A 24,911-nucleotide genomic window follows, 5' to 3' on the forward strand; every position below is an offset into this window, starting at 1 on the left:
CACACATTAAATAAATTAAAAAGAATGTGTGATTGTCAAAAGGCTTTTAGAGATTACAAAGCGGACCATGAACGACGAATCGCAAAAGCATTTTCCGAACTCAGCGAAAGTCAGCGTGAGCTGTTGAAAGCTCTCTATGAGGATGGAATGTCGAAGCAGGAATATGCAGATGCAATCGGCGTGTCTCCTTCAGCAATATCACACCGGCTTGAAACCATCAGAAAAAAATTAAAAAAAGTTTTGAGATTAGTCTCAAGTTTTTTGCTTTTTTGTCTATAGGGTGAGAGGCAAAATCGGGAAAGGCATCTGCAAAGAAATCATGACAGCCGGTGACCTCTCAAGATAACAAACTACACTTTGAAAACGGAATACACATTCATCAGGTACTTTCTCTCTGGTATATCGGGTAACACCGAAAGCATGTGAAGTGATGCGCCGGGACCCTTCGGGATAGCGATAATGTCTCACTTCAAAAGGCGGCATAGCGGCCGTCAGTGTGCGATGACAGCCGGGGAAGACAATGATACTTCCGTCCAGTCACAGCCCTGCAGGAATGCGGGATCACGCAATTAGGGCGGCTCCGGGAGAACCCCGGAGGAGCCGGCAGCTCATGAGAAGGAAGCAGCCACCCTTCGCCTGATTGTTTCCTGGGATCCGGGGCGTCGTGGACAAAATGGATCATGTAAAAACCCGGAATGCAGAATGATGATGCATTTCAAATGTGAAAATCTGAATTCTGCATTTCCGGTCAGTACATGCGCGGTCCATCACACCGGGAGAATCAGAGAATGTCGAATCCAAATCAGATGAAGGAATTCCCCTGATCTACCCTACTCTACTCTACCCTACCCCAATGAGCCTGGTAGATGAATGTGTATCCTTTTTCTACTACAATATATTTGTGGTTAATAATCCTTACCGCCAGATTGAGCAGCTTTTCGAAACTGCTCTTTTTTATGCAATTCCAAGGGATCCGGCGATTGCAACGGGTTGCGGGCTTTGAAGGCTGCGGGGGTGGTCATGCCGGAAGGAATTCTCATCCCTTTTCCGAAAGCCTTTTTGTGCCGCGACGAGTTTGTAGGTTTTGTGGGTTAATAATTAACCTACAAAACCTGTTTTGTCGTCAATTTCCAAAAACATTGTCGGGAGCCCCCAGGTACGGCAACTCGAGCTGCGCCGCAGTGGCTGCCTCGGTTGTGCAATCAGCTCTGCAACAGGCTGACACAGCGACGCGTGCTTTTTTCACAAGCGGAGAAACAGATATCGCAAGCTCCAAGATTAGCATCGAAACAGGAGATAGCCCAAACTCAAGTTCGTCAATACATCCGACTGGCCCGCCTTGCCCGCCTTATTCCACCAATCCTACGGATGATGGATGATCGAAAGATCGCCCTGCGGCCTGCATCAGTTTGTGAAGGTCTTTTGTTTGACGCTGCATAGCGTTTCATTGCTTCTCCAACAATCTGAATATCGCTGCCGCTGACGCTTGCAGCAGTTCATTGATTGTTTCATTGATTCCCATGTTGCTCACCTCACTTTGACAATCACACATCAAATTATTCAATCGGTGTTTTCATTCCACAGATTCTGATGCAATCTGCCCGCTAATATGGCATAATATATGAAAATACATATTAGAGAGCGAGGTTAAGTACTTTGAAAACAGTTATCGTAAACGGAAGTCCACGAAAAGGAAACACATTAACGGCAATCAATGCATATGTCGAAGGAACCGGAAAAGACAACGACATCGAAATCATCCATGCAGACAGGCTGAATATCAGCGGCTGCAAAGGATGTGGGGTATGTCACTGCACAAATGGCTGTATTGCAGAGGATGATACGAATGCAACGGTCGACAAAATTGTTGCAGCAGACATGATAATCTTTGCCACGCCGGTTTACTGGTGGGGCATGACAGCGCAGCTCAAGCTGGTGATTGATAAGTGCTACTGCAAAGGCGCACTCCTCAGGGCCAAAAAAATCGGTGTGCTGGTCGTAGGCGGCGCTCCTACGGACAATATTGAGTATTCGTTAATCAAACAACAGTTTAAGTGCATTGCTGAATATCTGAACTGGGATATTCGGTTCTACAAAACCTATTATGCGACAGAAAAAGATGATCTTGCTAAGAATTCTGCTGCCATCGAAGAATTAAAAAAGCTCAGTGCAACGCGGGGGCTGTCGCACAGTTGATTGATAACAATCAGCTGGAGCGGCAGCCTCTATCATGTATACCGGTATACCGTCTATGCGTTTCCTTTGAACACATCGTCGTAGAGCCGCTGAATTTCCTTCGGCAGGCCGTCCGGCAGCATGTTCTGTATACCCTCTTCATCACCGTCGCGCATGGCGGTTTCATAGTACCAGCATTTGTACTCCAGAAGATTCAGCGTCTTCTGAAGGCGCGCCATCTCCTCCTCCACAGCCTTCCTTCTGGCTTCAAACAGCTGTTTCCTCTGCGGATAGGTGGACGGTCCCTCGCCGCACCACTGCATGAACCGTTTGATGTCCCGAATCTCAAGTCCGGAGTTTTTCAGGCACTCGATCACGCGAAGCGCTTCAACCTCCCGCTCGCTGAATATCCGCCTTCCGGACTGACGGCGCAGCTCAGGGAAAAGTCCTTCCCTGTCATAATATCTCAGTGTGGACACCGGCAGCTGAAACATTTCCGAAATCTGACCGATGGTGTACGTTTCCATAAAAATTCCTTTCATTCGAAAAAAATATCTTGACCTGAAGTCAGGTTCATGTAATATCATATAGATTGTACATCAAAACCGACGAAAAAACAATGCGGACAAGCAGAGAAACATTAGGAGGATATTATGCAATACAGAGACTTTAAGGATATGAAGCTGTCCATGCTGGGATTCGGCGCGATGCGCCTGCCTGTCATTGACGGCGACGATGCGAGGATCGACGCGGAAAAGACCATGCGCATGGTGGATTACGCCATGAAGCACGGCGTCAATTATTATGACACCGCATGGGGATATCACGGAGGACACTCCGAAGAGGTCATGGGACAGGCGCTGCGCAGATTCCCCAGAGACAAATACTTCCTCGCCACCAAATTTCCCGGATACGATCTGGCCAATATGCCGAAGGTTCAGGAGATATTCGAAAAACAGCTTGAGAAGACGGGACACGATTACTTCGATTTCTATCTGTTCCACAATGTCTGTGAAATGAACATCGAGCAGTACCTCGATCCCCGGTACGGCATTATGGATTACCTGCGTAAGCAGAGAGACTGCGGGCGCATCCGGCACCTCGGCTTCTCCTGCCACGGCGAGCTGCCTGTACTGAAACGGTTCCTTGAAGCCTACGGCGACGAGATGGAATTCTGCCAGCTGCAGCTGAACTATCTGGACTGGGAATTCCAGCACGGCCGGGAAAAAGTCGAGCTTCTGAAGAAATATGACATTCCGGTATGGGTCATGGAGCCCCTCCGTGGAGGCAAGCTGGCGTACCTGAACGAGGATCAGGAGAGCAGGCTGAAAGCGCTGCGCCCGCAGGAGGAAATCCCGGCCTGGGCGTTTCGATTCCTGCAGGGGCTGCCGGAGGTCAGAGTAGTTCTCTCCGGGATGACAGACGAGATCCAGCTGAAGGCCAACATCGAAACCTTTGAGCAGGATCTGCCTCTGAACGGTGAGGAGCTGCAGGCTCTGATGCAGATCGCAGGGCAGCTGGCGGATGAACAGACTGTGCCGTGTACCGCCTGCCACTACTGCGTCGACCACTGTCCGGCAGGTCTGGATATTCCGCGCCTGATTTCTCTGTATAACGAGCATACGCTTACAACAAAGTCAGGTCAGGCCGGTTTCATCGCTCCGATGGCGCTGGCCGCGTTCCCGAAAGAGAAACAGCCCGCCGCATGTCTGCACTGCAGAAGCTGTGAAAAGGTCTGTCCGCAGCAGATTAAAATCTCCGAGGTGATGAGTGATTTTGCAAATATACTCTGATGCTCGTGTTCAGGGATTCGGTCGTTTCCGAATCCCTTTATCTTTCCAGAACTGCGTTTTTCAGACACGAATATGTCATTTTCTTTTCTTTATATGTGGTGAAGGTTCCTTTTACGGTAATCTTCGACTGATCCTCCGGATAACTGAGCCCTTTTTTCAGCTTGAATTCAATCCCCTGGCTGCAGCACGCAGTGGCGTCCTTGATGACACAGGCATAATAAGTTTTTCCTGTCGTATCATCCTTTGTGATATAACATACCCCTTTTATCTTTATCGTCCTTCCTTTATAGCTGTCCGGGTCGATCATGATGTTGTAGACCTCTGAATAAATCGCCGTGCTGCTCATCTTAGTCAGATCCAGAAGCTCTTTTTTCCGGCTCTTCTTGTCTTTCCCGGCGTTCCTGTCCGCATCGAATGAGTCTGAAGCTTCTGTTTCCGTACTGTTGTCATCAGAGGACGCACTTTCACTCTGCGTCGTCTTCGGGGCGGAATCTGATTTCTGCGTCTCGTTATCCTTTGTTCCGCAGCCTGTCAGGATCAGGGCACAAAGAAACAGCAGCAGGATCACCCGGAATGTCTGAATTTTACTTTGTTTCATCACACTCCTCCTCTCAGCCTCGCGGCAATCACGCTCAGGCCGAACGCAAGCGCGTCCGCGACAACAATGGTGGAGCCCACCGGAGTCCCCGCGAGAACTGACACGAGGATCCCGATCAGCGCACAGCTTACAGAGATTGCGGCGGAAGCAGCCGTAACTGCCCGAAAGCTCTCAAACAGACGCATTGCCGCCATGGTCGGAAAGATGATCAGCGCCGAAACCAGCAGCGCACCGACGAGGTTCATCGCAAGCACGATGATGACCGCGATGATAACCGCCAGAAGCAGGTTGTAAAATTCTGCGCTGATTCCGCATACCCTGGCAAAATTTTCATCAAAGGTCAGCGCAAACAGCCGGTTGTACAGCAGCAGAAACAGCAGCAGCGTCGCCGCGGAAAGAACCGCGCACAGCGCCACCTCCCCGGTCGTCAGCGTCAGAATAGACGTCGAGCCGAACAGAGTGCTGCAGACGTCCCCAGATACATTTGCCGAGGCCCCCGCCACATTCACCGTAAGATAACCGAAAGCCAGAGCGCCCACCGACAGCATGGCGACCGCGGCGTCACCCTTCACTCTCCTGTTCTGACCCGATTTCAGAAGAATCACCGCACTGAGTATAGTGACCGGCAGAATCAGAAGCATGCGGTCAGAAAGCTTTAGAACGACCGCCACGCTCATCGCGCCGAACGCCACGTGGGACAGTCCGTCCCCGATATAGGAAAAATGACGGAGAACCAGCGTCACTCCGAGCAGCGACGACACCAGCGCGATCAGAAGTCCGACGACGATCGCGTACCGCACAAACGGGTAGTCCAGATAAAACGCCAGTTTCTCCGTCAGCGTCACGATTGCGGTCATCACAGCCCCACCTCCCTCCGGTTCAGGAACCTTTTCCCTGTTTCACTGCGCAGATAGTCCTCCTTCCTGCCGAAAAAGCAGGTGCTCCCGATATGGAGAATGTGATCTGCGTAGCGCACCGCCGAGAGGATGTCGTGAGAGATCATGACGATCGTCATTCCTCTTCTGTTGAGTTCCCCGATTATCGCATACATTTCCCTTGTCGCCTCGGGATCCAGACCTGTCACCGGCTCGTCCATGAACAGGATTTTTCCGGAGGCGCACAGCGCCCTTGCCAGCAGAACCTTCTGCTGCTGCCCGCCGGAAAGGCTGCGAAAGCTTCGGCCCGCAAGTTCTCCGATACACAGCCGGCGCATGATCGCCCGGGCCTCTGCCTTTTCACTTCTCCGGTAGAACGGTCTCCGGCCCGTTTGCCCCTGAAAACCGGACAGTACGATCTCTCCGGCAGTCGCGGGGAAATCCCGCTGTATGTGAAGCTGCTGAGGAAGATACCCGATTTCGTTCTTCCGGATCTCCGGGCTGTAGACCGGATGTCCGCTCACCGGCTTCTGCAGGCCGAGAAGAGTACGCATCAGCGTACTCTTTCCCGCACCGTTTTCTCCTACAATACAGAGGTAATCTCCCGCGTTCACACTGAAACTGAGGCCGGACGCGATGGCTCGTTCTCCGTAACCGATGGATAAATTACTGCAGCGGATCTGTTCCATGACTATTCCTCCCGCTGCAGCGCTTTCTTCAGCACGCCGAGGTTCGCCGTCATGACGCCGAGGTAGGTCTTTCCCTTTTCCACTTCCTCAGAAGTCGTTGACTGCATGGAATCCAGCGTCACAATGTGCTGATTCTTTTTCCCGGTATTTTTTATAATCGTTCTGGCGATTTTCCGGTCGGATCCCTCTATGGTCGCGATATTCTTCAGTTTAAGCTTATCCACCTTCTTCGCCAGGAACGAAATTGTCCTGAAGCTGGCTTCCGTCTCGGCGGAACAGCCCGCAAACGCGGCGTAATAATCCAGACCGTAGTCGTCCACCATGTAGCGGAACGGGAAACGGTCGCCGACCACCAGCGTTTTGCCTGCCGAACGTCGAACCGCTTTTTTGTATTTTTCGTCCAGTGCGGACAGCTGACGAAGATATTCAGCTTCGTTTTTCCCGTATGCGTTCGCGTTCTCCGGATCCAGCGCTTCGATTTCCTTCGCGATCGCTTTTGTCAGCACCTTCGCGTTTTTCAGCGAAAGCCACACGTGTTCATCGTACTCCGGCTCGTCGCTGTCGCCTTCCTCTTCTTCCTTTTCCGGCATCATTCCTTTTTTTGATTCCTCTTCTTTCACAGAATCGCCCAGGACATCCAGAAGATTGATCACTTTCATTTTCCTGTTTGTGGAGTTCTTCAGCGCCTTGCTGACCCATTCGTCCGATTCACCGCCGACATAGATGAACAGGTCGCAGGATTTTACCTTTGCGATGTCCTCCGTCGTCGGCTGATAGCTGTGCAGATCGACTCCGTTGTCCAGAAGCATTGTCACCTCTGCCTGATCCGCTTTGCTGCCGAGGATCTGTGTGACCCAGTCATATTCCGGGAATATGGTTGTAACGATTTTTATTTTTTTGCTGTCCGCGGAAGTTTTCGACTCTGAATTGCCGCTGTCTTTCGCGCAGCCTGAGAGAGCAGCCGCCACAAAGACCACTGCCGCCAGAAGAATTACTGCTGTTTTTTTCATAACAAAACTGACCCTTTCTTTTTTCGTCGTATTGATAGCATTGACTCCCGGCTCACGCCGTCAGAAAGGGGCTTTTCAGTTGTTCATCCGGACTTTGCGGACAATCAGAGTATCCGCTGCCGCAAAATATGAAAAAATGAGAGAAAGGACGGTAAAGAACACTGCCGCGGCTCCCGCCGCGGGCGACGGAGTGTCACCGCCATACAGTGTCTGGACGATATTCTCACACTGGTGCAGACAGACACAGATCGGGCAGTCGTCGCCCGAACAGTGGTGATCGGACTCCTCCGCGATATAGAAGGTGGCCAGAACGACCGTTGCCAGCAGAAGAACGCTGAGAAAAACAGCAGTGAACCTTTCTCTGGTATGAAAACCTGTCATCCTCAGCACGGCTGCTCCCCTCCCTTCTTCTCTGCCCCCGATTTTATGCGGGAATATCTGATTCATGAATTCCTTCTGAAATTGAAAACTACGTTCAATTTTAAATTCATTTTCTCCGGCTGTCAAGTGGATTGAGGATGCTTTCAGATTCAGAGCGCCGCTTTTCCGCGCCTTCAGAGAGGTCGTCAGACGGCTGATTTGAACCTTTCTCTTCCTTCGCGAGAATCATCGAAAAATATCCGGCGGTGTCCGGAATCGAATCCGCTCCGCGGTAGATTTTCTGATCCGGCATCCCGCAGTTTTCGACCATGTAAACCTCTCTCCCGCTGCCGGCGAGGGCTGATTTTACCGCATCCATGCGTGTTCCGGATTTCATCAGTGCGCAGGTTCCCGGCAGGCGGAGCGTCTCCTCCAGTTCCGACTCATCCATCTGACCGGCGGGAATAATATGCAGCGCCTCATCCCATTCCGTCAGCGGCACGCCGGCTTCTGCCGCCGCCGCACAGAAAGACGGTACGCCGCTGATATATCCGGTCGGATATCCCAGCCCGGCGATCCGTTCCTCCAGATAAGCAAACGTGGAATATATCGCCGGATCCCCCAGTGTCAGAAACGCCACATCTCTCCCCTGCTTCAGAAAGGACTCCAGAAGCAGCGCTCCCTGCCGGAAAGACTTTGTCAGTTCCGCTCTGTCGCGGGTCATCGGCATATCCACCGCCAGCAATTCCTTTGTCGCCAGAGACGGCTCCGCCTGTACCGCAATCCTGTACGCCGTACTCTGCCGCGCATCCTTCCCCGGACAGGCAATTACCGCAGACTCGCGGATAATCCTCACCGCCGCCAGCGTCATCAGCTCCGGATTACCCGGTCCTACCCCTACTCCATATAACGTCCCCTTCATACATCTCCTCCAGTCTGTTCTTTCATCAGTTCATCATCCCATCTGCGTCAGAGTTTCCGGCTTCTGCCGCCCCGGAAACGTCCTCTTTTTTGTGAAAAGATAAAACAAAGGCATCAGATACATGAACGCCGCATACGGCAGACACCGGAAGTCCACGCCGAAAAAGGCCAGCGGCACGGAGCATCCGATACTCCAGGGAACAAAGCACGCAATCAGAATGACGGAATTCTCCATATCGACGGCGAGCTCCTCCCGGCTTCCCCCACCGTCCAGATAGGGCTTCTTCAGAAGGTCATTGCACATCAGCGTAGAAATCGTCTGATTGCAGAAGACCACCGCAGACGCCAGGGAAAGAAGCAGCATCACAGGAAACCGCCCGATGCGGGTACACGCCCGTTCCAGACGGAGCTGCAGAGAATCAAGCATTCCCGTCCCGTTGAAAATCCCCGAATAGGTACAGGAAATCAGCAGGATCCCGATAATTTCCAGCATAGACACCAGACCGCCTCCGTTGAGAATCCTGCCCAAACCGTTTCCCTCCGCCTGATAACCGATTACACAGATCTGCAGAACCTTCATCAGAGGAACGCCCTGCACCTGCCAGGCCACCAGAATTCCTGCGGCGATGCTGAGTCCCATGGAAATCATGACGCTGACGTGAAGCAGCGGTAGAAGCAGCATGATGACGGCCGGCACGAACGCCCACAGGGAGAGATTGAACGCCGATTCGAATTCCGAAACCAGAGCGCTGTCAACATGACTGATCGGATTCCGCACAGACAGAACCGCATAGACGACAAAACACAGTGCCAGCGGAACGACAGCAGTACGCATCATGACACGGACATTGTCGAAAATCTTTGTTCCCGTGATCCCCGCCACCATGTTCGCGCTGGACGAAACCGGAGATCCCCGATCCCCGAAATAGACGCCGCTCATCAGTACGCCGGCGGTGATCAGCGGATCCACGCCTCCGCTTCTGGCAAGCGTCATGAAGATGACCCCCACCGTCCCGGCAACCCCGAAGGATGTTCCCAGCGCATAGCTGAGCAGACAGGACAGGAGAAACGTAATAATCAGAAACGCCGACGGCGTAATGATCTTAATCCCGTAATACACAAAAATCGTAATCGTGCCGCTCACCCTCCAGGCTGCTGTGATGAAACCGATCACACACATCACCTCAATGACGATGAGCGATTCCCGGGCTCCGCGGATTCCCATCCCGCAGAGCTTCCGCAGCGTATATCCCCGGTACAGCCCCACCGCCGCGAACGCCGCCAGCCCCGCAAGCAGCGCGAGGATCATAGAGGCTCCGCTGATCAGGGCGGCGACCATACATCCTACAAAAATACAAAACGCAATCAGAAGATCCATTTCTCACTCCTACTCCAAAACAGTTACTGAAACAAGTTTATCACAGCCCTTTTTATTTGTAAATCCGCCGCTCCCGCGAGTTTGTGCCCCCGCCGTTCCCGCGCGGCTTTCCGTCTGCTCCTGTTTTCTGTCCTGCTCTTTGTTTTCCCTTCACAAATATCCGCGGACTGTGATATAATATAGTGTCTGCTCATTAAGTCCCCGTCGGACTTAATGGGTGCCGACGGCTGTTTGTCAGCAGCGCCGCGGCGCACCATCCAATGGAAGAATGCCCGGCATTGGCAAAATGTTCGCGGCCGTCTGATTTATTGAGATCTTATGGAGGCGTATAAATGGAAAAGAAAACACCGAATGTCAGAGCTCTGGCCCCGATTTTAGTCTTTCTCGTTCTCTATCTGGGAAGCGGGATCTATTATGAGTATATCAGGCCCAGGAGCGGTCAGATGGGCTTCTATGTCATGTCTGTCGTCGTCGCGTTCATGGTGGCTCTGGTTGTGGCCTTTCTTCAGAACCCGAAGCTGTCGTTCGATGAGAAGATTCACGTCTGCGCCAGGGGCATCGGTGATGACAATATCACGATCATGCTGTTTATCTTCCTGATGGCCGGCGCGTTCAGCGGAATTGCCCAGGCCTCCGGCGGAGCGACCAGCACCGCCTATATGCTCCTGAACATCATCCCGCCGAACTTCGCTATTCCCTGTCTGTTTCTGATTGCCTGTCTGATTTCCATGGCCATGGGAACCAGTGTCGGAACGATTACCGTGCTCGTCCCGATTGTCTTTGTCGTAGCCAACAGCGCGGACCTCAGCCTCCCGTTCTGCGTCGGAACAGTCGTCGGCGGCGCCATGTTCGGCGACAACCTGTCCTTCATCTCCGACACCACCATCGCCGCGACCAAGACACAGGGCGTGGAAATGAAAGATAAATTCCGGGTCAATTTCCACATCGCGCTCCCCGCGGCCATCATCACCTTTGTCATCTTGATCGTCGCAGCGATGATGGGAGGCTCCGCTGATCTCCAGCACTATCAGTACAATGTCTGGCAGGCCATCCCGTATTTCGTTGTTCTGCTGGCCTCCCTCTGCGGAATCAACGTCTTTATCGTTCTGGGCTGCGGCACAATCCTATGCGGCGTCGTGGGTCTCGCTACCGGCTCACTCACCATCGCCACGGCGTTCAGCGCCATGGGAGAAGGAACAAAGAATATGTTCGAGACCATGATCGTCACGATCCTGGTCGCCTCCATGGGCTCGCTGATGCGGGAATACGGCGGTTTCGAATGGATTCTTCAGACGATCCGGAACCACTCCAGAACACGTAGAGGCGGCATGCTCGGCATAGGACTGCTGACCGCTCTGATGGATATCGCAACGGCGAATAATACAGTAGCCATAGTGATGGCCGGACCGATCGCGAAGGACATCAGCGCCGAGTTCGGCATCGATCCGCGCAAGACTGCGTCCCTGATCGACATCTTCTCCTGCATATGCCAGGGGATCATTCCCTATGGCGCGCAGCTGCTGATCGCGGCCAGTATCGCCAAAATCACCAGCGTGTCCATCATTCCGTTCCTCTTCTATCAGTTCCTGCTTCTGGTCTGCGTCATCATCTCCATCATCGTCGACAGACCCGTCCGGGAACAGAAAGGCACGAAGGATCTTGAGAACAGAAAAATCAGCTGAGCGTTCCGCTCCCGCGCCGGTTATATGCTGCCGGCGCTTTTTTAATGCGCGTCCGGCCATCGGATGCGCCTGAAATATCAATACGCAGAACGCATATCCGTTGGCCTGCCGCAGGGATTTTCAGACGCTTTATCCGGAAACACGACGCGAACATGCGAACAGAGCCGAACAAAAATCCGGTACGAAGCGCGAACAAATGTTTACTTTTTGTTCGCGCTGTGTTATACTTTGTGTATAAATGATTTACAGGGGGACGCTATGGCAGATTTGAAGGAAAAAGAACAGAAGATACTGGATTTCATGAGAAAGGAAATCCGAACCAAGGGATATCCGCCGACTGTTCGCGAGATATGCGCGGCTGTCGGAATCAAGTCCACCTCTACGGCTCATAAAGCCATCGGCGCTCTGGTGGAGAAGGGCTACCTTCGCAAGGATCCGGCCAAGCCGCGGGCGCTGGTTCTGGTGCCGCAGGAGGAAGACGAGCCGGAAGCCGATACACCGGACGTTCCTGAAAACGCCGCCGCTCCGCCGCAGGCTCCCGATCCGGCGCCGGAACGCGAGGACGTCATCGACATCCCCGTTATCGGACGCGTCGCCGCCGGTACGCCGATCACCGCGGAGGAAAATATGGACGGGACCTTCCCGGTTCCCGCGCAGTTCGTGCAGGGAACCTGTTTCATGCTCCGCGTTCGCGGTGAATCCATGATCAATGTGGGCATCATGGACGGGGATCTGATCCTCGTCGAGCAGCAGAACACCGCGGAAAACGGTGATATTGTGGTTGCCATGATTGACGGATTTGAAAGCGAAGCGACCGTGAAGACCTATTACAGAGAAGATGACCACATCCGCCTTCAGCCGGAAAACGACACCATGAGCCCGATTATCGTCCGGGATGTGAGCATTCAGGGGAAGGTTCGCGGCGTCTTCCGCTACCTGAACTGAGCCGTAACTGAGCCGTGCACAATCCGCCGGAAGCCTGACCTGCCGGCGTCAGCTCAGTCAGCTTAGCCGGCTCCGGTTCCGGCTTAACCGGCCGGTGTTGCTCTATGCCCTTGAAGCAAGGCCGAGAGAGATCCCTTCGGTCCGTTCCGTAAAGGCAGCCGGCCGATAGTCTACTATGCCCTCGAAGCGAGGCAGGCCGACTCGCTTATCGTGAAAGAAGCTTCTGTATCGCGGCGTCCAGCCCGTCGAGCGTCAACTCGTACATCGGAAATACGTCCCGTACCAGTGCGATGGTGCGGGATCCCCACGCATATCCCCAGCGTTCTTTTTTTATGGGATTCAGCCAGACGATATTTTTATAATGTCTCTCCAGTTTTTTTAACCAATCGATGCCGGGTTCTTTGTTGTAGACATACCAGTCCAGATTTCCTCCCCGGGATAATAACTCATAGCTGGACATCGCCGCATCACCCACCAGAATCACCTTATAGTCCGAATCCAGATTTCTGAGCACCCACTCGGTCTCGATCCAGCGGCCGCTCGCGCAGGAGGGATCCGTATAAAGGTAATCATAGACACAGTTATGGAAATAATAGATTTTCAGATCTTTCAGGTGTGTTGAATCGTGCAGCGCCTGAAACAGTCTGCTGCAGAGTTCGCTGTGCTGATACATGGAGCCGCCCGCATCCATCAGCAGAAGCAGCTTGACGGTGTTCTTCCGGGGCTTTTCATAAACAAGTCTCAGAAGTCCTGCATTCTCACAGGTGGCGTCAATGGTCTCATCGATGTCCAGTTCTGTTTTCGCCGTGTCTACCCGGGTGGAAAACTGCCGCAGCTTCCGGAAAGCCATCTGAAACTGACGGGTATCCAGCTCATTATCCTGCCGGAAATCACGGAAATTGCGTTCCTCCGCAATCTGCACCGCCGACCGGTGCCGTCCCGCTCCGCCGACCCGGATTCCCGCAGGATTGTAGCCGCCGTGGCCGAAGGGCGATGTCCCTCCGGTTCCGACCCAGTAATTTCCGCCGTCGTGCTTTTCCTTCTGTTCCTCCAGACGTTCCCGGAACATCTTCTGCAGCGTATCGAAATCAAATTCCTTCGCCCATTCCGGCATATCCTCGAGTTCCCGCTCCAGCTCACCCTGATTCAGCCAGTCCCACAGTTCCTCCGGAAGCTCATCCACCGGCCGGATCGACTGGAAAAAAGCAGCAAACGCCATATCAAATTTGTCGTAGTCGCTCTCCCGTTTCACGAGGACATTCCGGCACAGATAATAAAATTCCCGCAGCGAGTTTCCGGCCAGCCCCCGATCCAGAGCATCCATCAGACAGAGCCATTCGTCCAGCGAAACCTCCAAGCCGTATTCCCTCAGTGTATAGAAAAAATGGATGAACATCAGCTTATCTCCTGTACGCCCTGAGGAGCTCGATATCCTGATTTTTCTTCAGCAGCACGCCCACATAGGGAATTTCCTCCCGGATCCTCTTGACATCGACGCCGCCGATCTGCAGCGCCTGGATCCAGTCCAGCAGCTCCGAGGTGCTCGGTTTCTTCATAATATCATTCATATGGCAGATGTCATAAAACGCCTTCATCGCTTCATCCACCAGTCTCCTGTCGATGTCTCCGTAATGCACCCGGATAATCTCCCGCATCTTCTCCTCATCCGGGAAATCGATGTAATGGAAAATACACCGGCGCAGAAAAGCGTCCGGCAGCTCCTTCTCCGCATTTGACGTGATGATCACCACCGGACGATGTTTTGTTCTCACCGTCGTCTTTGTCTCTGTAATATAGAATTCCATACGGTCCAGCTCCCACAGCAGGTCGTTGGGGAACTCCAGATCCGCCTTATCGATCTCATCGATAAGCAGAACCGCCTGTTCCTCGGAGGTGAACGCCTCACCCAGCCTGCCGAGACGTATGTACCGGGAAATGTCCGAGACGTCCCCTTCGCCGAACTGGCTGTCATACAGGCGCTGCACCGTGTCATAGACGTACAGGCCCTCCTGCGCCCGCGTCGTGGATTTGATGCCCCAGATGTACAGCGGCATCTCCAGCGCGTCGGCGATAGACTGGGCAAGCATGGTCTTTCCCGTTCCGGGCTCTCCCTTGATTAACAAAGGCTTTTCCAGTGCGATCGCCACGTTCACGGCGTTCATCAGTTCTCCGGACGCCACATAGTCATTACTTCCTCTGAATTTTTTCATTATTTTCCTCTTTATGCTCTTATGCTTCTTTGTATTCTCCGCCCTATTTCCCCGACGTTCTGCCGACGCAGTCCCGTCTCCGTCTTCATGCCGGCATTTCCCGCCGACGTTTTCATCCTCGCATCAGCCCATCTCCCGCCGCCGGTGCGAAGTGCACCGCGGTCACCGCCGTCGAATGCGACAGCGCTCTCCTATCCGATTGCCAGCGGCACCAGCACGGTTGTGAACAGTTCCTCAAACAGACCGATAGCAAAGGCATAGGCGATAATTTCATCCCTCGTCGCGCGCTGCAGAATCGGCAGCGCCACGTCCATAACACAGATTCCCGGAATCGATGCGGTCTCAATATATCCGATACGTTTCGCCAGAACCGGAATCAGCACGATACCGCCCAGCTCCCGCAGCACGTTGTGCATAAAGGAGATGGCAGACGCCACCTGATGTCCGGCGTGCCCGATACAGATGGGCGCATAGGTGTACCATCCGTAGCCGTATCCGATGGCCATGGATTCCCGCACGGTAATCTGCGGGAAGATCAGGCCGATCAGAATTGCCGAGACTGTAGTCCCCACCAGAATCGCAACGGGAATCACCAGAACCCTTGCTCCGATTTTGCTCAGGGCGCGGATCACTTCACCGCTGAGCCCCATGCCGTAACCGATCGCGAGAATCATGATGCACAGGCCGACCACCAGCGCTCTGGAGCTCAGGTCGTCGAAGACAAGCATCTGCTCATGATCCAGCACGGTTCTGATTCCAAAGAAACCGATCGCAAGGCCGAGTGCAAGCATCAGGAGAATCAGACGGGTCATGCTGTTGTCATTTCCGGTTTTCCGGTCGGCGGTTTCCTCTACATCGTCGATATGCTTCAGCATCACCGACTCCTCCGGCGTATCACCGTCTCCGGTCAGACTTCCCTGCCCGCCGGGTGTCTTTTCATGGAGGAACCCCCATTTGTCCAGGCGCATAAGCCTGCGCGCCGCCGATACCGCGAAGCAGGTGCCGATCCACAGCAGCACGGTAAAGACAAGAGAGATCAGCCCGATCGGTCCGATATTGTCGATCACTTGCTGATTCGATCCCATCCGAAGTCCCATAATCAGTACCAGAAGGGAAATAAACACCATCATAATGACCTCGGAGGCCTTCTCCCCGATCCGGCGATCCCGCATCCGGTATCCTCCGAGATATCCAATTACAAGCATGCTCAGATACAGAGCGACATAAAACATAAAAACCTCTCCTTTGTCAGCGCCCATTGATTGCGACGGCGGCCGGCAGGCAGCCACTGCATAATGCCCGCTCCTCGCTGACCGTTTCCGATATAAATCTGTGAGCAGTCACTTAATGCCCTGGGGCACTTCTTCACGCGATGAACAAAGTAACCAGCACCGGAACGGCAAAGGACAGCACAACGCCGTTCACAAAGGAATAAATCGCCGTCGTTCCGCTGGTCGCCCGTTCGATGATCGGGAGACAGACATCCATTGAGGATGAACCCGGGAGCCCGCAGCTCTCCACAAAGCCCACATATCTTGCTACAAGCGGAATCGAAAGAATCCCCAGCAGTTCACGCATTACATTGTGCATAAAACAGATTGCTCCCGCCAGGACATATCCCCGGTCCATAATGATTCCGGGCGCCAGCGTATACCAGCCGAAGCCGGCGCCGACCGCCAGCGACTCCCTGAGGCTGATCGGCAGAAAAAGCGCACAGACTGCGGATCCCGCCAGTGTTCCGACGATAACCGCGGCTGGAATAGCCAGAATCCGGACTCCCACTTTTCGGAAGTGGGCGACAACCTTTCCTTCAGTCCCGATATCGATTCCGACGAAAATCAGCAGCGTGCAGAGACCGAGCTTGATGATCAGACTGATCGTCTCATTGAAGCTGTCGAAATTTTCCAGACGAAGCGCAAACCCGAAATATCCCGCAGCGATTCCGGCAGCCACAAAACCCAGTATCACCAGCGTCATCGGGTCGACGCCGCGTCTTCCGGACGCTCCGCTCACATTCTCCTCGATGGCCTTCTCCACCGGATCCTCTGTCTGATCCGTCTTCATCAGTCCATAGCGATTGATTCCGAGCAGTTTTCTCACAAAAAAAATGCACACAACGCTGAACACCATCACGACAATGGTGAACGCGAAGGCGTACAGCCCGATGGTATCCAGCTGACCTACGATTTCTCTGTTGGCGCCGATTCGCAGTCCCATCGCGAAAACCAGCACCGCAATCGCCGCAGTCTGCACCTTCGCGGTCCAGGGCAGATTTCTTCCCTTTTTCCGGTACCGGTCGCCGATGAAATATCCGACGACAGTGATTCCCAGATAAAGTGCCATATCTCCCATAAGTGATTCCTTCTCCTTTTTTATTATATCGAATCAGTCTTTGTTCCGCAAGAGACAAAACCCGCATCCGCGAGGGTCTCCTAAGCAGCTCCTGCACGCCTGACCTGGAACCGGGGCGTCCTCCGGGAGCACAAAATATATGCCTGCCGCGGCGGCCGCCGGCCGCATCGAACCCGTCCCGGAAATCTCAACGCCCGCGGCACCGGGATCCGCCAGTTCTCCGCAAACGAAAATTTCCTCCATCGCCATTCCGTAATACCCCGGCCCCATCTGCGGGGAAAGGGTATGTCCGGGAGGAAGTTCTTCAGAGAAGTCCTTCTTCAGCCGGGAAACAGCCGCCGCCAGATAGCTTTCCTCCCAGAGCGTTTCGTAGAAGGTCTCCATGCTCCCGGCGCCGGTGCTCCCATCAACCTTACTGCCGACAATGCCTTCATCGTCCATGTCTGCTCCGGTGCTCCCGCTGTCCATGTCGGCGCAGGATTTCTCCCCGTCAATGCTGACACCGGCAGATTCTAATCCCGAAACGCTCAGAAACCAGACATAAGCTCCCGTCACCGAAGTTTTCGCGTACTGTTCCAGCACGGGCGCCGTCAGGCGCACATACTCCGGGAATTCCGAAGATTTCGCGGCGTGCGCGTGTTTCAGCAGAACGGAGTTCGGGGACTCCCACTTTGTGTCACAGAATGAAACGACCGCACGGATATCGATCTCCTGTATCCGCGCGTCCCGGCACCGCCGCCCGCCGGAAAGAAAAACCTCCCGGCCTATCCCCGTCAGGCCGCGGCCGCCCGCCCTGATGAAATACTGCTCCGCAGGAACACGAAGATCCTTCTCCGGAATTCTGACAGGCGTATCTCTATACATAGACGATCTGCACATTCCTGCAGTTTGTCACGTAGACCAGGGATGCATAGTTGATATCGAAATCCACAATATCTCCGGGCTTCAGATCCCGTCCGCACTCCTCCACATCCAGAATCGTGTGGTCGCTGGAGGCTCCGATCACCTGAACTCCCTTCTCCCTCGGGAAGATGTCCTCGATGCTCCCGTAATCGACCTTACCGATTCCCAGAAGCGCTCTCTTCCGGATTCCGCGGTCCACGTAATCCGGGGTATGCCCGAAAGCGTCCACCGAGATCTGTCCCACCGGATGCGTCGGTTTCTCTTTCACTTCAATAATCTCTGCCTTCAGCGTGTACACATCCTGATGCATAAAACTCATATCATAGCCATAGAACAGCTCCAGGTCTCTGGCCAGGAGGATTCCCTCCCCGCACCGGAGCATATTGATCCGCTCGGGAATATCCCCGTCCAGAACGCGCATCAGACTGCTTGTCGCTCCGCCGGAAATGTACCGGAGCTTTCTGCCGATTCTCGCTTCAATGCGCTCTGCGACATCCACCAGTTCGTCCAGTTTTTCCTTTGTTGCCAGAATCGAGCCGTAGCAGCCCAGATTGGTGCCCACGCCTGCCAGCTCCAGATGTTCCATCCCGGTTTCCACCTGTTCCGCCACATCTGTCATCTCATTCTTGTCCCAGTAGCCTTCCCGCAGATCGCCCAGATCCGCCATGAGAATGACCTCGTGCTTCCGGTTCTGCCTTCCGGCCTCTTCATTCAGCGCCTTCAAAACGGAAAGCTCGCTGTTCAGACTGATATCCGTCAGCCGGATAACCTCCGGAACCTCGCTGGGCATCGGCACCCGCAGCAGCAGAAACGGCAGTTCTATGCCCGCATTCCGCGCGTCCTCCAGCTGCTCCAGACGCGAAGAGGCAATCATGGTGCATCCGCCCTCCGCAAAAGCTCTGGCGCATTCCGGAAGTCCCGTCGTGCCCTTGATGACACCGGCAATCTCGATTCCCTTGTCCGCGCATCGCTTCACCATCTGCTCCGCATTTTCCTTTAAATATTCCAGATTGATCTCAACTCTCGGATATAGCTGTTTTACCATATATAGTACTTCCTTTCATCGTATATCATGGCAGGTAGACAAACTCCACTGTCACTAATAAATATTCTATTACATCCCGGCAGGAAATTCAATCGCTTTGGACGGTTATACAAAAATAGGCTGCAGCGATTATACGGGAATCGGCTGCAGCATCAGAAGGGAGTATGGAATTTTTTCTGTAATTTGGGGCCTTTCATGAGATGAAATATATCTGAATGGGAAAAACTTCCCTTCAGCACCTGTCTACTGTTTATCAGAAATCGGCTGGCATGTCAAGGACACCCGGCAATTCCGGGCGTTTCTGGTTTCGGCATATCAGCTGATTTTTTCTATTCTGGGATCCTGTCCGGGTACATGATCGCCAGTTCTCCCAGGATCTGACCCCAGTTCCGGATCGGCATCGTCCATTTTCTGGTGGCTTCGAACGTGGCCAGATACAGAGCCTTCAGAAGTGCCTGAGCGCTTGGAAATACGGACCTCTGACGGTTCAGCCTGCGCAGCGTGGCATTCAGCGACTCGATCGCATTAGTCGTGTAAAATGCCTTCCGAACGTCCGCGGAAAACTTGAAGATCGGAGAAACAGCATCCCAGTTCTCATACCAGCGTTTCATGGCATACGGGTACTGCGGCGACCATTTTCCGTTCACTCTTTCGAGCTGCTCCAGAGCGACTTCTTCATTTACCGCCGTATAGACTGTTTTCAGATCTTTGGCGAATTCTTTCATGTCTTTGTTTGCCACATATTTCAGCGTGTTTCGCACCATATGGACGATGCAGCGCTGCTGCTCCGTCTCCGGGTAAGCAGTTGTGATCGCCTCTTTGATCCCGGAGAGTCCGTCCGAGCCGAGGATAAGAATGTCCTGGACACCACGGTTTTTCAATGAATTCAATACAGTGAGCCAGTATTTGCTACTCTCGTTCTCTCCGATGACCAGAGAAAGGACTTCCTTCTTTCTTTCGGTGTTGATTCCCAGAACCACATATGCGGCCACCTTGTGAACGATACTGTCCTCCCGTACGGAGAAATGGATGGCATCGATGAATATGATCGGATATACCGCGGAAAGCGGCCGGTTCTGCCATTCTTCGATCTGTGGGAGGATCTTGTCTGTAACATCGGAAATAAAGCCCTCCGACGCCTCGAACCTATAGATATCCTGCATCGTTTCCGAGATCTGCTTCGTTGTCATCCCTTTCGCGTACATGGAGATAATTTTCTGATCGATGTCAGAAATGTCTTTCTGCCGCTTCTTCATGATTTTCGGCTCGAAGGAAGAATTCCGGTCCTGCGGCACATCGATATCCATACTGCCATAGCTGGAATTTACACGTTTGTTTTTGTAGCCGTTCCTGTAATTACGGCCCTCACGGTCATCGCTCGTCCGCTCTGACTTTTCATACCCGAGATGGTCATCCATCTCTGCTTCCATCATTTCTTTGATGGTTCCACCGAGAAGATCTTTCAACGCGTCCTGGATATCCTGAGCATTCTGGATATCATATTCCTGCAGCAGTCCCTGAATGATCGCTCGTTTCCCGTCCGTCATTTCCACGTGATGTACGGATTTTCTTTCTCTTTTTGCCATAAACTAAGGCCCTCCATGATTTTGATGGGTAATCAAAGTTTTTTAGGGTCTCTGTTCATTCGGGTCTAACAGTGGGCTCCTTCCGTGGGGTCTGACAATGGGGGCAGTGCGTAGGGGCAAAAGAACTCAAAATGATTAGAGGAGGCCGTGATTGCCTCCTCTATGCTTCTTCATTTATCATATAACTGCAACGATTTTAAAATGAAAGGAGCATACATGAATGATATCATAAGATTTCTTGAATTAGAAGACCCTGCAATAACAATCGAGGACATCTCCACAGAGGGACGTGTCAAAACGGTTACGTTGTCGACACCACCGGAGATCAGATTCTGTCCCCGGTGCAGCTTTCGAATGCATTCCAGAGGGATCAGGATCCGAAGGGTCAATCATCCGATATTGCAGGACACGTATCAGTTAGTCCTTTTACTGAAGCAGCGGCGCTGGCGCTGTACGAACGGGCAATGTCGATATGAAGAAAATGAATCTTTTAATTTCATAAGTAAACACCGTCGGAACACAAACGCAGCCGACTTTCTCATCGTCAATGAATTCCGGGATCTGACTAAGTCTGCCGCAGATATCGCAAGGAAGTTCAACACTTCTGACACATACGCCATCAACGTATTTGAGGGTAATCAAAGTTTTTTAGGGTCTCTGTTCATTCGGGTCTAACAGTGGGCTCCTTCCGTGGGGTCTGACAATGGGGGCAGTGCGTAGGGGCAAAAGAACTCAAAATGATTAGAGGAGGCCGTGATTGCCTCCTCTATGCTTCTTCATTTATCATATAACTGCAACGATTTTAAAATGAAAGGAGCATACATGAATGATATCATAAGATTTCTTGAATTAGAAGACCCTGCAATAACAATCGAGGACATCTCCACAGAGGGACGTGTCAAAACGGTTACGTTGTCGACACCACCGGAGATCAGATTCTGTCCCCGGTGCAGCTTTCGAATGCATTCCAGAGGGATCAGGATCCGAAGGGTCAATCATCCGATATTGCAGGACACGTATCAGTTAGTCCTTTTACTGAAGCAGCGGCGCTGGCGCTGTACGAACGGGCAATGTCGATATGAAGAAAATGAATCTTTTAATTTCATAAGTAAACACCGTCGGAACACAAACGCAGCCGACTTTCTCATCGTCAATGAATTCCGGGATCTGACTAAGTCTGCCGCAGATATCGCAAGGAAGTTCAACACTTCTGACACATACGCCATCAACGTATTTGACCGGTATGTCAACATGAAGAGGATTGCCCTGACGGATGCGATCAGCATCGACGAAGTTCATCTCGACATCGATCAGATATGTCAATATGCGCTGGTCGTTCAGGATTTTCATACAGGAGAAGTGATTGATCTGCTCGAAAGCCGCAGGCAGAATGTGACTGAACCATACTTCGCATCCATTCCAAAGGAAGAACGTTTTGCCGTTCAATATCTCATCACGGACATGAACAATGAATATCTTCGCTATGTTGAGAGATACTTTCCGAACGCAGTATCTGTCGTAGATTCTTTCCATGTGATCCAGTGGATCGTCAAAGAACTTGCGGATTTCATACGCGATCTGCAGAATACGATCAGAGAGCGTGACGAAATACGGCAGAAAAAACTGTCGGAAAAGGCCGGACACCAGGTAAGGCTTCCAATGTCCGATGAACTGTATCTGCTGAAGCACTACCGTTTCCTTTTACTTTCCAATGCAGATTCCATCACATATCACGAGGAACCACACATGGACCGGCACTTCAGATGCCTGATGAGAACCTCCGATTACAAGGAACGCTTTTTTCTCATTGATCCCGCGTTGAAAGAACTCCATGATCTGAAAGAGCGTTATGTGCGATTCAACACAGTAAATGCCGGCAAGCCTCAAAAGGCGGCAATCGAATTGAATCAACTGATCAATGACTACGCCCATTGCGATCACGACATCTTTATCCGTTTTTCCAGACTCCTGAAACGACACAGGGAACCTATCATCAACTCATTCGTTCTGATGGAACGGCTTGATAAAAACGGGGGCGCTATCATTTCGAGATTGTCCAACGGTCCTATCGAATCCACGAACAGAAAGGCCAAAGATCTGAAACGGATGGGGCGGGGTTTCCGTAATTTCAACCATTTTCGGAATCGGTTCCTCTTTGCTTCAAGAAACGATCCCCAATTAAACGGACGCGAGCCTGTCGGACAAGACCGGCCTCGTTCTTTAAGATACCGGAACACAGTTCCTAAGAGTAAACAGCGCGTCCTGAACGCTGAGCTCGAGTCGATTCTCGAAATGTACGACTGCTCAAAGGACGAGCTTCTTTCCCTTCGGCACTGGGTGGCTGAAGGCAACAGTCCTTTTAACAACCCGGATAGGATCCTCAATGAAGCGGGGCTTCCATGTGACTTCATTGCTGCCAGCAGAATACTGGACGAAGCCTTTCTTGACATCAATAAGGGAGGTGATTTGAGATGACCACCTATCAAGAACTGCATCAACATATCCTCGATCTTGAAACGGATCTCGATTTTCAAACAACGGAATTAAACTGCCTGTACGGATTCCTGTCCTGGATGAATCTATGGGATGAATTCATCTATTTCAGAAACCATGCTCATTCTGAACAAAATGAAGACGAACCCTTCCCACGTCTGGTACTTTAACCTAAACTCTCATTAAGAAAACTGACATCAGAATCGTTGCAATTCAAAGCGGAGATCACTTATCGATCCTCCGCTTGATTTTCCGTTCAGTTCTTGTTTGTTCAGACCCCATAGTTCGCCCCTAATGAACGACCCCACAGACTGTCCCTAACGACAGACCATAACGAATGACATCTGACCCTAATGCTTTCCCCCAAAAAACTTTGACAAACCCTAAAAAACTTTGATTACCCGTATTTGACCGGTATGTCAACATGAAGAGGATTGCCCTGACGGATGCGATCAGCATCGACGAAGTTCATCTCGACATCGATCAGATATGTCAATATGCGCTGGTCGTTCAGGATTTTCATACAGGAGAAGTGATTGATCTGCTCGAAAGCCGCAGGCAGAATGTGACTGAACCATACTTCGCATCCATTCCAAAGGAAGAACGTTTTGCCGTTCAATATCTCATCACGGACATGAACAATGAATATCTTCGCTATGTTGAGAGATACTTTCCGAACGCAGTATCTGTCGTAGATTCTTTCCATGTGATCCAGTGGATCGTCAAAGAACTTGCGGATTTCATACGCGATCTGCAGAATACGATCAGAGAGCGTGACGAAATACGGCAGAAAAAACTGTCGGAAAAGGCCGGACACCAGGTAAGGCTTCCAATGTCCGATGAACTGTATCTGCTGAAGCACTACCGTTTCCTTTTACTTTCCAATGCAGATTCCATCACATATCACGAGGAACCACACATGGACCGGCACTTCAGATGCCTGATGAGAACCTCCGATTACAAGGAACGCTTTTTTCTCATTGATCCCGCGTTGAAAGAACTCCATGATCTGAAAGAGCGTTATGTGCGATTCAACACAGTAAATGCCGGCAAGCCTCAAAAGGCGGCAATCGAATTGAATCAACTGATCAATGACTACGCCCATTGCGATCACGACATCTTTATCCGTTTTTCCAGACTCCTGAAACGACACAGGGAACCTATCATCAACTCATTCGTTCTGATGGAACGGCTTGATAAAAACGGGGGCGCTATCATTTCGAGATTGTCCAACGGTCCTATCGAATCCACGAACAGAAAGGCCAAAGATCTGAAACGGATGGGGCGGGGTTTCCGTAATTTCAACCATTTTCGGAATCGGTTCCTCTTTGCTTCAAGAAACGATCCCCAATTAAACGGACGCGAGCCTGTCGGACAAGACCGGCCTCGTTCTTTAAGATACCGGAACACAGTTCCTAAGAGTAAACAGCGCGTCCTGAACGCTGAGCTCGAGTCGATTCTCGAAATGTACGACTGCTCAAAGGACGAGCTTCTTTCCCTTCGGCACTGGGTGGCTGAAGGCAACAGTCCTTTTAACAACCCGGATAGGATCCTCAATGAAGCGGGGCTTCCATGTGACTTCATTGCTGCCAGCAGAATACTGGACGAAGCCTTTCTTGACATCAATAAGGGAGGTGATTTGAGATGACCACCTATCAAGAACTGCATCAACATATCCTCGATCTTGAAACGGATCTCGATTTTCAAACAACGGAATTAAACTGCCTGTACGGATTCCTGTCCTGGATGAATCTATGGGATGAATTCATCTATTTCAGAAACCATGCTCATTCTGAACAAAATGAAGACGAACCCTTCCCACGTCTGGTACTTTAACCTAAACTCTCATTAAGAAAACTGACATCAGAATCGTTGCAATTCAAAGCGGAGATCACT

25 protein-coding genes are annotated in these 24,911 nt (G+C 51.9%); 10 read left to right on the forward strand and 15 right to left on the reverse strand.

Annotated features, from left to right (window positions below):
* The first annotated feature begins 24 nt into the window (after positions 1-24).
* Positions 25-279 carry a sigma-70 family RNA polymerase sigma factor gene (locus BHK98_RS14055; protein WP_075712234.1) on the forward strand — a complete coding sequence of 85 codons (255 nt, stop codon included), beginning with the start codon at positions 25-27 and terminating at the stop codon, positions 277-279.
* Between the two features lie 1,377 nt (positions 280-1,656).
* Positions 1,657-2,196: a flavodoxin family protein gene (locus tag BHK98_RS03665; RefSeq protein ID WP_075712235.1), complete on the forward strand. Its 540-nt coding sequence runs from the start codon at positions 1,657-1,659 to the stop codon at positions 2,194-2,196.
* 53 nt (positions 2,197-2,249) lie between these two features.
* Here BHK98_RS03665 and BHK98_RS03670 read toward each other — a convergent pair whose 3' ends face one another.
* Positions 2,250-2,717, reverse strand: coding sequence for a MerR family transcriptional regulator (locus tag BHK98_RS03670; RefSeq protein ID WP_245796823.1), 468 nt, complete (start codon positions 2,715-2,717; stop codon positions 2,250-2,252).
* A gap of 111 nt (positions 2,718-2,828) precedes the next feature.
* Here BHK98_RS03670 and BHK98_RS03675 point away from each other — a divergent pair, with 111 nt between their 5' ends.
* Positions 2,829-3,968, forward strand: a complete 1,140-nt coding sequence (locus tag BHK98_RS03675) for an aldo/keto reductase (protein WP_075712237.1) — start codon at positions 2,829-2,831, stop codon at positions 3,966-3,968.
* 37 nt (positions 3,969-4,005) lie between these two features.
* Here BHK98_RS03675 and BHK98_RS03680 read toward each other — a convergent pair whose 3' ends face one another.
* The 7 genes from BHK98_RS03680 to BHK98_RS03710 all read right to left on the reverse strand — a co-directional run bounded on the left by BHK98_RS03680 (position 4,006) and on the right by BHK98_RS03710 (position 9,799).
* Positions 4,006-4,566, reverse strand: a complete 561-nt coding sequence (locus BHK98_RS03680; RefSeq protein WP_075712238.1) for a hypothetical protein — start codon at positions 4,564-4,566, stop codon at positions 4,006-4,008.
* A complete protein-coding gene (locus BHK98_RS03685) occupies positions 4,566-5,423 on the reverse strand; it encodes a metal ABC transporter permease (RefSeq protein WP_143404605.1) in 858 nt (285 codons plus the stop codon). The genes BHK98_RS03680 and BHK98_RS03685 overlap by 1 nt, the downstream gene beginning before the upstream one ends.
* Positions 5,423-6,130, reverse strand: a complete 708-nt coding sequence (locus tag BHK98_RS03690) for a metal ABC transporter ATP-binding protein (protein WP_075712239.1) — start codon at positions 6,128-6,130, stop codon at positions 5,423-5,425. Before BHK98_RS03690 ends, BHK98_RS03685 begins: the two co-directional genes overlap by 1 nt.
* A 2-nt stretch (positions 6,131-6,132) precedes the next feature.
* On the reverse strand, positions 6,133-7,140 hold the full coding sequence (locus BHK98_RS03695; RefSeq protein WP_075712240.1) for a metal ABC transporter substrate-binding protein: 1,008 nt from the start codon (positions 7,138-7,140) through the stop codon (positions 6,133-6,135).
* Positions 7,141-7,215: 75 nt separating this feature from the next.
* Positions 7,216-7,587, reverse strand: a complete 372-nt coding sequence (locus BHK98_RS03700) for a hypothetical protein (protein WP_075712241.1) — start codon at positions 7,585-7,587, stop codon at positions 7,216-7,218.
* Between the two features lie 40 nt (positions 7,588-7,627).
* Positions 7,628-8,422 (reverse strand): precorrin-2 C(20)-methyltransferase, encoded by a 795-nt coding sequence (gene cobI / locus BHK98_RS03705; protein ID WP_075712242.1) that lies wholly within the window; start codon positions 8,420-8,422, stop codon positions 7,628-7,630.
* Positions 8,423-8,455: 33 nt separating this feature from the next.
* Positions 8,456-9,799 carry a Na+/H+ antiporter NhaC family protein gene (locus BHK98_RS03710; RefSeq protein ID WP_075712243.1) on the reverse strand — a complete coding sequence of 448 codons (1,344 nt, stop codon included), beginning with the start codon at positions 9,797-9,799 and terminating at the stop codon, positions 8,456-8,458.
* Positions 9,800-10,131: 332 nt separating this feature from the next.
* Between BHK98_RS03710 and BHK98_RS03715 the strand changes: the two genes are divergently transcribed.
* Complete coding sequence (locus tag BHK98_RS03715; RefSeq protein ID WP_075712244.1) at positions 10,132-11,481, forward strand: Na+/H+ antiporter NhaC family protein; 1,350 nt, start codon at positions 10,132-10,134, stop codon at positions 11,479-11,481.
* A gap of 258 nt (positions 11,482-11,739) precedes the next feature.
* The gene (lexA, locus tag BHK98_RS03720) at positions 11,740-12,426 is read left to right on the forward strand and encodes a transcriptional repressor LexA (protein WP_075712245.1); all 687 of its coding nucleotides are present in this window, start codon (positions 11,740-11,742) and stop codon (positions 12,424-12,426) included.
* Positions 12,427-12,631: 205 nt separating this feature from the next.
* On the opposite strand, the gene BHK98_RS03725 is transcribed toward lexA, so the two are convergent.
* The 7 genes from BHK98_RS03725 to BHK98_RS03755 form a co-directional block, all read right to left on the reverse strand.
* Positions 12,632-13,822 carry a vWA domain-containing protein gene (locus BHK98_RS03725; RefSeq protein ID WP_075712246.1) on the reverse strand — a complete coding sequence of 397 codons (1,191 nt, stop codon included), beginning with the start codon at positions 13,820-13,822 and terminating at the stop codon, positions 12,632-12,634.
* A gap of 4 nt (positions 13,823-13,826) precedes the next feature.
* Positions 13,827-14,636: an AAA family ATPase gene (locus BHK98_RS03730; protein WP_075712247.1), complete on the reverse strand. Its 810-nt coding sequence runs from the start codon at positions 14,634-14,636 to the stop codon at positions 13,827-13,829.
* Between the two features lie 191 nt (positions 14,637-14,827).
* Positions 14,828-15,868 (reverse strand): LysO family transporter, encoded by a 1,041-nt coding sequence (locus tag BHK98_RS03735; RefSeq protein ID WP_075712248.1) that lies wholly within the window; start codon positions 15,866-15,868, stop codon positions 14,828-14,830.
* A 133-nt stretch (positions 15,869-16,001) separates the two neighbouring features.
* Positions 16,002-16,988: a LysO family transporter gene (locus BHK98_RS03740; RefSeq protein WP_075712249.1), complete on the reverse strand. Its 987-nt coding sequence runs from the start codon at positions 16,986-16,988 to the stop codon at positions 16,002-16,004.
* 33 nt (positions 16,989-17,021) lie between these two features.
* Positions 17,022-17,852 (reverse strand): hypothetical protein, encoded by an 831-nt coding sequence (locus tag BHK98_RS03745; protein WP_075712250.1) that lies wholly within the window; start codon positions 17,850-17,852, stop codon positions 17,022-17,024.
* A complete protein-coding gene (locus BHK98_RS03750) occupies positions 17,845-18,936 on the reverse strand; it encodes an alanine/ornithine racemase family PLP-dependent enzyme (RefSeq protein WP_075712251.1) in 1,092 nt (363 codons plus the stop codon). The genes BHK98_RS03745 and BHK98_RS03750 overlap by 8 nt, the downstream gene beginning before the upstream one ends.
* 329 nt (positions 18,937-19,265) lie before the next feature.
* Entirely contained in the window at positions 19,266-20,483 is a 1,218-nt protein-coding gene (locus tag BHK98_RS03755) for an IS256 family transposase (RefSeq protein ID WP_342718868.1), read from the reverse strand.
* 255 nt (positions 20,484-20,738) lie between these two features.
* On the opposite strand from BHK98_RS03755, the gene BHK98_RS03760 reads away from it, so the two are divergent.
* From BHK98_RS03760 to BHK98_RS03780, 5 genes are all read left to right on the forward strand, one after another.
* Complete coding sequence (locus BHK98_RS03760; RefSeq protein WP_143404524.1) at positions 20,739-21,197, forward strand: transposase; 459 nt, start codon at positions 20,739-20,741, stop codon at positions 21,195-21,197.
* Between the two features lie 147 nt (positions 21,198-21,344).
* On the forward strand, positions 21,345-22,997 hold the full coding sequence (locus BHK98_RS03765) for an ISL3 family transposase (RefSeq protein WP_158024447.1): 1,653 nt from the start codon (positions 21,345-21,347) through the stop codon (positions 22,995-22,997).
* On the forward strand, positions 22,994-23,185 hold the full coding sequence (locus tag BHK98_RS03770) for a hypothetical protein (RefSeq protein WP_075712099.1): 192 nt from the start codon (positions 22,994-22,996) through the stop codon (positions 23,183-23,185). Before BHK98_RS03765 ends, BHK98_RS03770 begins: the two co-directional genes overlap by 4 nt.
* Before the next feature lie 254 nt (positions 23,186-23,439).
* On the forward strand, positions 23,440-24,663 hold the full coding sequence (locus BHK98_RS03775) for a transposase (RefSeq protein WP_075712254.1): 1,224 nt from the start codon (positions 23,440-23,442) through the stop codon (positions 24,661-24,663).
* Entirely contained in the window at positions 24,660-24,851 is a 192-nt protein-coding gene (locus BHK98_RS03780; protein WP_075712099.1) for a hypothetical protein, read from the forward strand. Before BHK98_RS03775 ends, BHK98_RS03780 begins: the two co-directional genes overlap by 4 nt.
* Positions 24,852-24,911 lie beyond the last annotated feature (60 nt).

This window comes from Hornefia porci, assembly GCF_001940235.1.
In the GTDB taxonomy this organism is placed as follows: Bacteria; Bacillota; Clostridia; order Peptostreptococcales; family Anaerovoracaceae; genus Aminicella; species Aminicella porci.